This is a genomic window from Sorangium sp. So ce834 (assembly GCF_051521425.1).
Lineage (GTDB): Bacteria > Myxococcota_A > Polyangia > Polyangiales > Polyangiaceae > Sorangium > Sorangium cellulosum_D.
In genome coordinates this window covers 3,432,101-3,444,383 of record NZ_CP150351.1, presented here as the reverse complement: position 1 = coordinate 3,444,383, position 12,283 = coordinate 3,432,101, and the positions used below count along the sequence as shown (strand labels likewise).

Genomic DNA, 12,283 nt, shown 5'->3' with positions numbered 1-12,283 from the left:
CTGTCCAACATCGCAATCATCTGTGCTGCGCGACATATCTTCGCATTTTTGCATGTAGGCTGCGAACCGCGGTGCCCGATCACCGTGTTCTCGTGGATGAGTCGCGGCACCCCGCAGCATATCTAGATATCCCCGCGGATAGGTCGCGATCTTCCGCAGGCTATCTGCGCATCTCCGGAGATAGGCCGCCGCTACACAACTACGTATCGCCGTTGATGGGCTTCGGACGGCGACGGTGTGCCGAGAAGCAAGATGCGTGCCTGTGATTGATTGCCTCGGGCGACTGATGTGCGGCCCAAATATCCGCTGGCCGCCGCAACTCGCGCCCGCCCTGCGCCGATAAGGGTCACTGCGGGTCCGACGAACCGGCCCCAACCAATCGGAACCACCCCCATGACCCTCATCGAAGCCGTGCGCGCCACCATCCGGCGCCTGCATTACTCGCCGCGTACCGAAGAGGCGTATGTCCACTGGATCCGGGCATTTATTCGCTTTCATCACGGCAAGCACCCACGGCAGATGGGCGCGGAAGAGGTCACGGCCTTCCTCAACGATGTTGCGGTCGCGCGCCGCAGCGCGGCGTCCACGCAGAACCAAGCGCTGTGCGCGCTCCTCTTCCTTTACAAGCGGGTCCTCGACCTGCAGATACCCCGGCTCGAAGCGCTCGAGCGTGCCCGCCGGCCGGAGCACCTCCCCACGGTCCTCTCGCGAAAGGACGCTCTCACCTTGCTCGAGCACCTGATCCCACCTTTTCGACTCATCGGCGAGCTCCTCTACGGAAGCGGCCTCCGCCTCCTCGAAGCGCTTTCGATTCGCGTCAAAGACGTCGACCTTGATCGACGGCAAATCATGGTGCGCCGCGGGAAAGGACAGCACGACCGGCCGGCCTTGCTCCCCGCTCGGGCGCGCGACGAGCTGCAGGCCCAGCTCGACGCCGTGGCGCAACGGCACAAGAAGGAACTCGCGGCTGGCCGCGGCGAGGTCGACCTGCCCCACGCTCTGCGAGCGAAGATGCCAGGAGCAGCCACGAGCCTCCCCTGGCAGTACCTCTTCCCCGCCTCTCGCCCTTGCACCGATCCAGCGACGGGTCGACAGGTCCTCTACCACCTGCACGAATCGGCGGTGCAAAGGGCCGTGAACAATGCCGGACGGGCGTCGGGGCTCACCAAGCGCGCGACATGCCATACCCTCCGCCACAGCTTCGCGACCCACCTGCTCGAGGCGGGCACCGACATCCGGACGATCCAGACATTGCTCGGCCACAAGGATGTGCGGACCACGATGATCTACACCCACATCGTCGACCGCGGCCCTCTCGGCGTAATCAGTCCTCTCGACCGCTGACCGCCGCTTCCGCGTGGAGCGCCTTGAACTCCGCCCCCACCCCCTCGTGCCGCCCCCATGCATCGTGGAAAGGTAGCCTAGCACCAAACGCTCCCGCAGCCGGTAGCGCTGCCAGAACCGACTTCCGCCGCACGTGGCAGCACAGGCCGTGCGTCTGACGGCGTGCGACCTCTGGCGGCGAACCCCATCACGACGCGGCGCCCGCCGAGCCACGGCAAGGCGATCTCCGCCGCGTTGAAGCGTTGGACCAGGGGACGGAGCCAGGCTCGACGAGCTGGGGAGGCCAGCACCACAAGCAGGTGCGAGGGCGTGAGGATCAAGTCGGCGTCGCGCATCAGCACCCAGCGCCGCAGCGTGCGCGGGTGGGCGAAGTGGAAGCGAGGGGGCAGGGTGTCGCCCAGAGCGCGGAGCGCATCCCAGGCGAGCGCGGCGATCCAGGCGCAGAGCGTGAGCGGCCCTTGGCGAAACCCCGGGCGATCGGGCCGGCCGCGCTTGGGGTAGCCGCTCGCCGACGTGTCCATCCAGAGGTCATGCACGCCGATTCGGTGGCCCTGCTCGTGGTGCTGGCGAGTGCGGTACTCGTGCAGCAGAGCGAGGGCCGGCGTCGTGGTGTCGTGCAAGATGAAGAGCGCGTGCCAGCGGTCCTTGCCCTTCATCGCGCGCTCGCGCACGACGACGGTGCGGAGGGGCCGAGCGATGCCCCGGATCCTGGTGGTCGTCTCGGCGAGCTCGATCTGCTTGGGCTTGGCGCCCCTGTACCGACCGGGCTCCTCGTAAGGCGTGAACCGCGCCCGTGGCAATCGCTTCCAGGCATTGACATAGCCCGGCCGACGAGGCGCGCGGATCAAGAACGCTGTCTTGCTGAAGCGATCGAGGCGCCGGAGGCCTTCGTTGGTGGCGGAGGCGCCCGCGTCGATGATCAGGCGAAGCTGATGGACCTGGACACGCCGACGCACAGCGCGCAGAAAGTCGAGGGCCCGGTCGACGAGCTTGCCGTTGCCGCGGGTGACGAAGACCGCGAGGAAGCGGCGCGCCTCGGGCCAGTGCAGGAAGAAGAGCTTCTCGGCGCGCATCTTTTTGCTGCGGAGGGTGTGGAAGCCCTTCGGGATCTTGAACTTGCGCGTGAAGCGGGCGATGACGTGCTCGTCGAGGCTCAGCGTCACCTTCCGGTGGCGCAGCGCGCCCCACGACTCGGTGGCGTGCGTAAGCTTCTTGACCCCGGCCGTCGTCACCGCGCGCACCAGGCCGCCGAGGCGAGACCGAGACATGACCTTCTTGCCACCGGACAGGATCGCGAAGCCCGGATCGTCGAGGGTCTCAAAGTGAAAGATGCGCTCGATGCCCAGGGCCGCGCGGAAGAACAGCGACAGCACCAGGCGCCGCGCCTTGTCCGCGCCTCCCAGCGCCCTGGCCAGCGTGCGCTCGGCGATGCGGCTCAGGGCGAGCGCGGCCGGCAGCAGGAGGAAGGCGCACCCGAAGTGGGTGCGCCCGACGAGGTGGGGCGCGCGACATGCGCCTCCGCGCGATCGTGATCTGGGCGGAAGACGTAGAGGCCGTAGGCATCGAGGAACCGGCGGAGCGTCTGCTGCTCGATGTCGATCCCGAGCTCGCGCGCGATGAACGTGACCACCTCGGGCTGAGTGCATCGAGGATGGTCGACCAGGTACTTGGCGATCGGACCGGCATGCTCCGGGCGCAACCGCGGTTGCCGATGTCGCCCGAGCTCCGCCCAGATCGACTCGAGCATCTGGTGCGCCGTGAGCGTGCGCACGGTGCGCATGGCCCGGTCGGTGCGGCCCACCGCCGCGCCCACTTGCGCTGTGGTCAGGCCCGTGTCCGAATGCAGGAGGAAATAGGCTGCGACGCGCAGCAGGATCGGCTGGGCCGCGATGGCGGCGACGAACCGCACCGCCGCCTCCAGCAGGACTTGCTGCGCTCGTGTCGCCCCCTCCAGCACGTCCGCATGCTCGCGCTGCCAGCGCGCCCACGCCTGCTGCGCCTCGCTCGCCTGTGTCGTCGCCGTGTCCGTCGCCATGATGCCCTCCCCACGACGAGCATCCCACAGGGACGACAGCGTGCAGCAGCCAGACTCAGGCGACGATCATGCGTTGAGGCGGAAGTCGTGGGTGAACGCTCCGAAGGGCTCGGGGGCGTTTGGTGCTAGCCGACGGCTGGCCCACCTTGTCAAGGAGGCCAGCGCAGGACCGAGCGGGCTCTCCAACGGACGAAGGCGCGAGCGGTTCCTCGATGCCCTACCCCTCCGAAGCGAAGAAGTGGCCCTGCAATGGCCCGGCCAGTCATCGGCTGGGGCCCTCAAGCTGCTACGGCCTGTAGAGTTCGCCGCGGCGCGGTGCAGCGTCTGCGCAAAGCATGCGCCAGTTCTGCGTCACGGTGAGGAGCACCGGCGATAGCCGTAGGCGGTCGACTGCGGGCAGCGAGGGATGGCCGTCAAGGGCCGGCGGGACGCTTGCGCGGCCTCCCGCGCGTCGTCTCCGGCATCTCGGCTGGCCGGAACAGTGCTGCTGGTGTCACGCCGAGGGCGTTGGCGATCGCCACAAGCGCCGCGACGCTGACGTTGGTCTTGGCGCGTTCGAGGCGATGGAGAAGGCCAGGGCTCACGTCCGCCGCTGCCGCCAGCTCGTCTTGGGTCAGCCCTCGCCTGACCCGAAGCCGCTGGACGTTCGCCGCGATGTACCGAAAAATCGTATCAGTCTCGATGGGTTCCATCGCCACGGGCTGAACCTGGGCAGGCCAAAAGTAGTCGTGGATTGCGACTTTCCTTGACTCGGATCGTGCCTCGCACGTACCCTGAACAAAACAAAAAGTGCCCCCGCGACGGCTGGCACCGTCCGGAGGCGTGGCCGAACCCCGCGTTCACGAGGTCCGACATGGAAACCGTACGTCTACGCCCTGACCAGGGCCAAGAGATCGATCCGCCCTCCCGTCGCCGTCCCCGTCCCGCTGCTCTCAACGGGCTCGCCCGCCCGCCCCAACCCCTCCGTCAGCAGCCCCCGCCCCCCTCCGTCTACCTCGACCCCACCGCGCTCCTCGAACAGCGCCCGCTCATCCGCCGCACCCTCCGCGCCCGCGGCGTTCTCCCCGCCGATCTCGACGACCTCACCCAGGACACCCTCCTCGGCGCCTGGCGCAGCCTGCGCGCCGGCCGCTTCCGCCCGTCCCCCGCTCTCCCTCCCGCCGACGCCCTCCGCCGCTGGCTCGCCGGCATCGCCGCGCGGCAGGCCTCGCACGACCGCGACAAGGCCCACCGCCGCCACGAGCTCCCCGCGGTCGACCCGGACCGCCTCTCCGCCTTCGCCGCCCCCTCTCCCGAGGCCCGCCTCGTCGCCCGCGGCCTCCTCCGCGCCTTCCACCATCTCCGCCCCGAGCTGCGCGAGATCCTGTCGCTCGCCGCCACCGGCCTTTCCTCGCTCGAGATCGCCGCCTCCCTCTCGCTCCCGCGCCCCACGGTCGCCACCCGCCTCCGCCTCGCGCGCCGCCTCTTCGCCCGCGCCCTCACCCGCTCTCGGAGGTGGCCCCGATGCCCCCGATGAGCCGCGCCCCCGTCGACGCCCCCGCCGAGACGGCGGCCGAGCTGCCGACCGCGACCGAGGCCGCCCTCCTCGAGATGGTGCTCGGCCTGCCCGGCGTCGGCCCGCGCCTCCTCGGCACGGCCGCTCTCCCCTCGCTCGGCCGCCTCTCGCCCGCGGCGCTCGCCGAGCGCACCCAGATCGCCCTCTTCGACGCGACCCGGCTCGCCGCCGCCTTCGAGCTCGGCCGCCGCACCCACGCCGCCCGCGCGCGCCGGGGCGCGCTCCTCACCGACGCCGCCCGCGTGGCGCGGTACTTCGGCCCGAGGCTCGCCTCCCTCGTCCACGAGGAGCTCTGGATCGCGGCGCTCGATACCCACGGCCGCGTCCGCGAGACGCGCCTGCTCGCCCGCGGTTCCGACGACGCCCTCTACATCGGCCGCTCCACCGTCCTGCGCACGGCGCTGGACATGGCCGCCCACAGCTTCGTCCTGGCCCACAACCACCCGAGCGGCGACCCCACGCCGACCCGCGAGGACGAAGCGATGACCCTGGAGCTGCGCCACCTCGGCTCGGAGCTGCACGTCCCGCTCACCGCCCACGTCATCGTCACGCCCAGCGGCCGCTACGCCGCCGTCCACGAGTAGGCCCTCGCCACGCGCAGCACCCCGCCGCCGGCGCGCTGCGCCCCCGCGCATCCAGCCGAAAGCATCCCGCGCACCGCCCCGGCCGGGAGCTCCGCGAGCCCCGGCAGCAGCAGAGGCGCTGGAGCACGTGGAGCAACCGACCGTAGCTTGGCTAGCTCGAGCTCGGTCAGGTCGCTCCGTGCCTGCGCCACGCCAGTCGACGTCGGCCCTCGCCGTCGTCGCGGCACCTCCTCGCCGATGGTCGTCGCGGCATCTCCTCGCCGATGGGGCAGCGCGCCTGGGCAGCCTCCGAGCCGCGCGGTACAATCCCCCCGTGAACCTTCCCGAGCTGGAAGCCGAAGCCCTGAAGCTGCCCGTCGCGGAGCGCGCACGTCTCGCAGAGACGCTTCTGGAAAGCCTGGATGAGCTCTCCGAGGAGGAGCACAGGCGCCTCTGGACCGAGGAAGCGACGCGCCGGGACGCAGAGCTTGACGCAGATCCGTCCCGGGGGCGACCGGCCGAGGACGTCTTTCGCGACGCCCGCGCGCGGCTCCGGTGACGCTTCCGGTCATCTTTCACGATCTGGCTGAGGTCGAGCTGAACGAGGCCGCCGCCTACTACGCTCGGGCACGTCCTGGCCTTGGTGACGCCTTCCTCGCCGAGGTCCAAGGCGCAGTCGATGCCCTGGCCGCATCACCGCTCGCGGGGAGGGACGTGGAGAACGATGTTCGCTGGTGGCTCGTGCGGCGGTTTCCCTACAGCGTGCTGTACCGGGTACGCGGCGATCACATTCGTATTCTCGCGATTGCACATCAGAATCGGCGGCCCTTCTACTGGCGCGGGCGCCAATAGTCCGGCTCCGCGCCTGCTCGCCCGCGGTGGCGCCGACGTCCTCTACATCGACCGCTCCACCGTCCTGCGCACGGCGCTGGACATGGCCGCCCACAGCTTCGTCCTGGCCCATAACCACCCCAGCGGCGGCCCGACGCCGACCCGCGAGGACGAAGCGATGACCCTGGAGCTGCACCACCTCGCCTCGGAGCTGCACGTCCCGCTCACCGCCCACGTCATCGTCACCCCCAGCAGCCGCTACGCCGCCGTCCACGAGTAGGCCCTCGCGGGGCGCTGCGCCCCTGCGGCGGGGCGCCCCGCCCCTGCGCGTCCCAGCCGAACGCCTCCCGCGCACCGCCCCCGCCCGCATCTCCGTCGCCTCCGCCAGCCACACAGCGAGCTGGAGCACGCGGAGCCAAAGGCCGTGGCTTGGTTCCCCCCACCTCGGTCGGGTACCTGCGGTTTCAGTGATCGGAGATGACCACCCCTGCGTGGGCGCATGCGGCGAGCTCCTCGTCGGTCGGGAAGGACTCGGTGTCCTGCAGGACGCGCACAGGGCGGCCCGCGGCGGCAAGCGGGCGCAGGAGCTCGCAGAAGCGCTTGGTCGAGGTGGCGATGAGCTGGAAGTAGGGGTCGAGTCCCAGGACCGCCTTGCGGTGCCGCAGCATGAAGCCGGGGCCGGCATGATAGGTGTGCCCGAAGGTGTCGAGCTTTCGCTCGGCCGCGCCGTGCAGTTCCTTGAGCACGCGCTCGGCGCCTTCGCGCTGGAGGAACCCGCCCATGCTGGCCTCGGTGCGCCAGCGCTGGAGCTTCCAGTCGAGCGCGAGGCGTAGCAAGGCCGACTCGATGTCGTCGCCGCCGGGCTCGAGGTCGTCGCCGAGGCTCCCTGTCACGTAACAGCGCCCCTCCTCGTCGATACAAAGCCAGCGCATCTTGTCGACCTTGCCTACCTGCCGCACCGGCTTGCCCTGGATCTCCCTGATCCGCTGGTCGCCCGCAACGGTCTCCGCGACGTACCCAGGCGCGATGAGGGGCGCCACGCCGAGCAGACTCCACGGCGCGAAGTCATCTTCCGCGATGACGCCGCCGTGGTCCCGCTCCACCGCGGAGAGGACGGGCCAGAGGTCGTCGCCGAAGAGCCTGCGCAGGTCCTCCTCGGAACGCCGGAAGCGATCCAGGCGGTGGATACGCCGGGCGAACAGGTATTCCTGCAGCTCGGGGATCGGAGCAAACAGCTCGGTCGCCGGGCGCGTGCGCTGGACGAGGAGCTCGCCGTCCTCCCACTCCGCTCGCTCGGTGGCGACGTCCCCGTAATGGAGGGCCTGCACGATCCGCCGCCCTTCGGCGATTTGAATGGATATCTCCGCGATGTAGGCCGCCTGGTGGAGCTGGGCGCCCCTGGGCACGCGCTGGAGATCCTCGACGAGCATCGCCTCGGCGCGGCCGTCGTGCAGGCCAAGCTCCGCGCCGGCAGCGCGGGCAGCCGCGAGCAGCGCGGGCAGGTCCTCGAAGCGGCGGGCGGCGGCGCGATCCCGGACGATGAACCAGCGGTCGTCCGACCAACACGTGTCGTGCGGCGCCGATGCGGCGCCATTCTCCGCGGCGCGGAGCCTGTTCGCGAGCTTCCTGGCCTCGTCCCCAGCGCGCCAGTGGATCGAGAAGCCAACCAGGGCGGGCGTGGGACAGAGCTCGGCGGCGAGGCGTTCCAGGAACGCGCGCAGATCGCTGCAGAGGCGCTTCTCGTACCGGCCGAGGTACACAGCGCCCTCTCGCTGCGTCAGGAGCACGCGCCGGCCCGAAGCGTGCCTTGCGATCACCAGGTCGGGCGGGCCCGAGCGGTGGCGGCGGAAGCTGCAGTCGAACTCGGCGAGGGCGCCGAAGTCGTAGTCGCCGAGGAGGGGCAGGCCTCGGTCCTGAGTCAGCGCGAGGAGCAGGTCCGCCGCCTCGGTCCAGCGGGGCGGGCAGCCGGGCGGCGCGAGCTTCGCGAGCGTGCGGCGGTCACAGGCGCGGCGGATGGGCGCGCGTTTGGCCAGCGCGCAGAGGGCCTCGGAGAATCCCTGGACAGCGCTCATGGTTATGTGACCCTCTGGAACCGATCGCCCACCACCCTCCAGGTGCCCACGTTCTGGATGCCTCCCGGGCGGTTCGGTCGTGTGAGGCGGTTACTTGGGTTATCGTGATAGGTGGGGTTCTGCGGGTTCATGGCCCCGCCGACCTCGCTCGGGCGCGGCGGCTTGCGGCCCGCCATGGTCCACAGCCGAGGGATGAGCTGGGAGCAGTTGGGGCAAGCCGGGATGTTGCTGGTCCCGGTCTCGGACTCCATGCCCTGCACCTCGCCGAGCGCTGCGCGAAGGTTGCGCCGCCACCCGGGCTGACCCGGCGTGCATGACCTGCCGGTCCGCTGCTCCCACTCCCGGAGGTGGTCGCTCAGCACGTGGGGCTCGGCGCACTGCTCCGCAGGCTGCGGCTCCATCGGGTGCCGGGCCGGCTGCCGCGGCAATGCCCTCTCGACGGCCGGATGGAGCCGGCTCGGGCTGCCGCCGCTGCTCCTCGTGATCGGATCCCCGACCGTGCGCGCGAGTGTGCAGCGAACGAGCGCGTCGATGTCGACGTGCTCGACCGGCATGTTGTCGACATAGGCGTAGGGCTTGAGGCTGCCCTCGATGCGCAGCGGCTCCGGGCTCAGGTAGCAGCCCGTCTCGGGATCGTAATAGCGATTCCGGTTGTAATGGAGCCCGGTCTCCTCGTCTGCGTACTGGCCCGGGAACCGGAGCGGGGTCCTGGGCTCGCCGTCGACCCGCCCGTACAGGGTAGGGGCGAGGGTCTCTAGCAGGGCCCCATCGTTCGCAACGAGCGCCTCGGGCGCGCCGTTCGGGCCTTCGACGTAGTACAGCAGCTCCGGCGGTTGCCCGACCCTGGTCTCGCGCTGTGCCAGTGGCAGCACCGTCCCTGGCAGCACGACATAGGTCCGCTCCTGGACGATGGGATCGCCCGCCGCGCGCGCAGTCTCATGGATCTCGCGCACGAGGGCGTCGCCGTACCAGGCGTAGCGGGTCACGCTCTCGACGCGTCCGGCGCGCTCGACGCGCTTCTCGGTCCGCCGCGCGAACGGATCGTACGCGAAACGGACCGTCCGCCCGTCGGGTAGGCGCACGGCCATGAGCTGGTCGTCGTCGCCCCAGATGAACGACCACGCTTTCCCGTCGGGCGCCCGCTTGTGCGACACGCGCCCCAGCGCATCGTAGGCGTACTCGACCTCGCCCCGCCGGACGAGGCGGCCTCCGGAAGCGTACTCGCGTGGGGCGGTTGGCTCGTAGAGATCGCCGCTCGCGCCGTAGCCGTACGACTCGGCGACCGCGTGCCGCGCTCCCTGAACACGACGCTTCTCGGCGACACGCCCATTCGCGTCGCGCCGGAGCTCGACGCGGACGCCGCTCGCGTCGTCGACGGCCGCGAGCAGGCTGGCCGGCGAGTAGTGGTAGCTACGCGCAAAGGTCTCGCCGAGGGGAATCTGGCCGACCCACGCCGGCTCGCCCGGCCCGACGCGCGGCGTTGCCCTGGGGCTCAGGACCTGCACGCGGGCGAGCATGCCGTCGGGCGTGAAGCCCTGAGCGATGCGTCCGCCGCCGGGCAATACCTGTTCGAGGACGCGGCCAGTGGGGTCATATTGGAGCTGTATCGGCGCGATGTCGCCGTGGTGGATCCGTACCGGGCGGCCGGCGACGTCGCGCTCAATCGCGATCGCGCCGAACGGGCCCTCCGCGCGTACGGCCTTACCCATGACGTCGTACGCGGTTTCGACCGTGGTGGTGACGCCATGGTCGACGAGGCGCTCGCGCAAGATCCGGCCGCGGGCATCGTAGGTGTACTCGCAGGCGCTATCGCCGCTCTCGACGCGTACGACGCGGCCGAGCGCATCGTACTCGATCCGCTCGACGAGCCCATCGGAGAAGCTGCGCCCGACGAGGCGGCCGCAGGGGTCGTAATTGAGCTCCGTCAGACGCGCGTCCTCACGGATGGCCAGGATTTGTCCCATGGCGTCGAGCCGGTAGGAGATGGCGCGGCCGTCGAAGGTGCGCTCGCCAACGATGCGGCCCTCGGTGTCGCGCTCATAGACGTGTTCTTCACCTACTTCGTTGATGATGCGTGCGAGAGCCTGCTCGCGGTCGTAGCGATAACGGACGATCTGACCATCGGTGCGCACGACCTCCGTAACCACGCCGATGCCTCCCCAGCGGAGCAGGGTGGCACGGCCATCGGCGTCCAGGATGCGCGAGACGTTGCCGTCTGCGTCGTACTCGTAGACGACCTCAGCGCCCCCGGGGGTGCGCATGCCGCGGGTGCGACCGCAGGCGTCGTAGGTGAAGAACGTCTGAAGCCCGCGCTCGTCGGTGAAGCCCACCACGCGGCCCAGGTAGTCGTACCTGATGTGGCGTGTGGCGCCGTGCGGCTCGACGACGGAGGTCCGGTTGGCGAGGGTGTCGTACTCCATGCGGGTAACGCCGCCGTTCGGCAAGGTGGCGGCGACGAGGAGGCCGCGGGGGTCGTAAGCGAAGGCGACGACTAGCCCGAGCTCGTCATGCACGGAGAGCACGTCGCCCCAGGCGTCGCGCTCATACCGGGCGACGCCACCCAGCGCGTCCCGCATCTCCACGACGTCTCCGCGCTCGTCGTGCACGTAATCCGTCACCGCTCCGGTGGGATCGACGGATCGCAGCAGGCGGCCTTCGCTGTCCCGCTCGGCGCGTGTGACGTGGCCAAGCGCGTCGATGTACTGGGTGGGCTCGCCCGCGTCGTCGTACGTGTAGCTGTGTACGCCCCGTGACCAGGTGACCAGCGTGGGCAGGTCGAGCGCGTTGCCGTGTACGCGCCGGATGCCGCGCGAGGTGACGACTTCCGTGCTGTCGGGGCCGTACTCGAGGCGCACGTGGAGGAAGCCCTTGGCCCGCGTGGTGTGATCGGCGAGAAACTCGGGGATGGAGGCGTCGAGTCCGTCATTGCCTTCGCGGTGACACCAGCTCTCGTAGCATCGGCCTTCCTGGTCGTAGCGGAACTCGGCGACCAGCCCACCGGGCTCGGCACGCCGGAGGAGGCGGTGGTCGACGTCGTACTCGTAGCGCGTCGGCTGGCCCTCGCCGTCGACGGCCGCGACCAGGTCGCCTCGGTCGTTGTACAGGTACGTGCGGAAGGAGACGCGGCGGCCCTGGGCCTTCGCGTTCTTGACCTCGAAAGCGGCGATGTGTCCGTCCGGGTGCCTGCGCACGGTGACCACCCTTCCCACGCTGTCGAGGACGGTCGCGAGCTTGCCGCATTCGTAATGGAGGCTGATCGCGTTGCCGCGCCGGTCGACGATGCGCGACAGCTTCCACCGCGAGCCCTCGACCTCGCCGAAGAGGTACGCGAGCCCATTTCGATCGATCACGTAGCCCCAGGGGTGTCGGGTGAGCTTGCCGCAGGGCAGGCGCACCGATGCCCCCTCGGCTGGGCGCGGCGTCTCTGTCGGGTTCGCTCCCGGCTCGATCACGAGGATCGAGCGGCGGCGCTCGTCGATCGTCCAGGCGAGCGCGTGGGTCCAGCCGAAGCCCAGGCCGAGATCCTCGTGGGCCAGGGAGCTGCTGTAGCTGCGGGTGATGATGAGCGGGATGGTGCCGGGCAGCGCGAGGTCGACCGCTGCCGTGGTGTAGACGCGCCCGGTGATCGGGTCGACGGGGTCCCCCGCCTGGGTGCCGCGGCCGCCGTGGCTCGGGTTCGGGCATCCGCCACCGCTGCCCTGCCCACAGGAGCCCGCGTCCTTGCCGCCGCCGCTCGCGCCGCTGCCGCCATTCCCGCCGCCGGCACCCTGTTTGCCGCCGCGTCCGCGACCGCCTCGCCCGTTGCCGCCGCCGCCACCACCACCTCCTCCCATGATCCAGGTGCCGGGGTTCATGCCTGGAATGGCGGGGATGTTGGGCACGG

10 protein-coding genes and 2 pseudogenes are annotated in these 12,283 nt (G+C 70.4%); 6 read left to right on the top strand and 6 right to left on the bottom strand.

Annotation, left to right across the window (positions count from 1 at the left end; translation table 11 throughout):
* The first annotated feature begins 393 nt into the window (after positions 1–393).
* Positions 394–1,344 (top strand): integron integrase, encoded by a 951-nt coding sequence (locus WMF20_RS12565; protein WP_437335414.1) that lies wholly within the window; start codon positions 394–396, stop codon positions 1,342–1,344.
* Between the two features lie 77 nt (positions 1,345–1,421).
* Here WMF20_RS12565 and WMF20_RS12560 read toward each other — a convergent pair whose 3' ends face one another.
* The 3 genes from WMF20_RS12560 to WMF20_RS12550 all read right to left on the bottom strand — a co-directional run bounded on the left by WMF20_RS12560 (position 1,422) and on the right by WMF20_RS12550 (position 4,071).
* Complete coding sequence (locus tag WMF20_RS12560) at positions 1,422–2,717, bottom strand: hypothetical protein (protein WP_437613529.1); 1,296 nt, start codon at positions 2,715–2,717, stop codon at positions 1,422–1,424.
* 62 nt (positions 2,718–2,779) lie between these two features.
* Positions 2,780–3,379, bottom strand: a complete 600-nt coding sequence (locus tag WMF20_RS12555) for a hypothetical protein (RefSeq protein WP_437613527.1) — start codon at positions 3,377–3,379, stop codon at positions 2,780–2,782.
* Positions 3,380–3,792: 413 nt separating this feature from the next.
* On the bottom strand, positions 3,793–4,071 hold the full coding sequence (locus WMF20_RS12550) for a helix-turn-helix domain-containing protein (protein ID WP_129574575.1): 279 nt from the start codon (positions 4,069–4,071) through the stop codon (positions 3,793–3,795).
* A gap of 161 nt (positions 4,072–4,232) precedes the next feature.
* Here WMF20_RS12550 and WMF20_RS12545 point away from each other — a divergent pair, with 161 nt between their 5' ends.
* The 5 genes and pseudogenes from WMF20_RS12545 to WMF20_RS12525 all read left to right on the top strand — a co-directional run.
* Entirely contained in the window at positions 4,233–4,895 is a 663-nt protein-coding gene (locus WMF20_RS12545; RefSeq protein WP_437613525.1) for an RNA polymerase sigma factor, read from the top strand.
* The gene (locus tag WMF20_RS12540; protein WP_437617108.1) at positions 4,892–5,518 is read left to right on the top strand and encodes a JAB domain-containing protein; all 627 of its coding nucleotides are present in this window, start codon (positions 4,892–4,894) and stop codon (positions 5,516–5,518) included. Before WMF20_RS12545 ends, WMF20_RS12540 begins: the two co-directional genes overlap by 4 nt.
* A gap of 313 nt (positions 5,519–5,831) precedes the next feature.
* Positions 5,832–6,056, top strand: a complete 225-nt coding sequence (locus tag WMF20_RS12535) for an addiction module protein (RefSeq protein WP_437613523.1) — start codon at positions 5,832–5,834, stop codon at positions 6,054–6,056.
* Positions 6,053–6,349, top strand: a complete 297-nt coding sequence (locus WMF20_RS12530) for a type II toxin-antitoxin system RelE/ParE family toxin (RefSeq protein WP_437613521.1) — start codon at positions 6,053–6,055, stop codon at positions 6,347–6,349. The genes WMF20_RS12535 and WMF20_RS12530 overlap by 4 nt, the downstream gene beginning before the upstream one ends.
* A 10-nt stretch (positions 6,350–6,359) precedes the next feature.
* A pseudogene (locus WMF20_RS12525) lies at positions 6,360–6,608 on the top strand (JAB domain-containing protein); the annotation flags it as partial.
* A 184-nt stretch (positions 6,609–6,792) separates the two neighbouring features.
* Here the strand turns inward: WMF20_RS12525 and WMF20_RS12520 are convergent.
* The 3 genes and pseudogenes from WMF20_RS12520 to WMF20_RS12510 all read right to left on the bottom strand — a co-directional run.
* Entirely contained in the window at positions 6,793–8,400 is a 1,608-nt protein-coding gene (locus WMF20_RS12520; RefSeq protein ID WP_437613519.1) for a hypothetical protein, read from the bottom strand.
* 2 nt (positions 8,401–8,402) lie between these two features.
* Positions 8,403–11,795 carry an RHS repeat-associated core domain-containing protein gene (locus WMF20_RS12515; RefSeq protein ID WP_437617107.1) on the bottom strand — a complete coding sequence of 1,131 codons (3,393 nt, stop codon included), beginning with the start codon at positions 11,793–11,795 and terminating at the stop codon, positions 8,403–8,405.
* A 63-nt stretch (positions 11,796–11,858) separates the two neighbouring features.
* Positions 11,859–12,233 (bottom strand): annotated as a pseudogene (locus WMF20_RS12510) (DUF6531 domain-containing protein); the annotation flags it as partial.
* Positions 12,234–12,283: the final 50 nt, after the last annotated feature.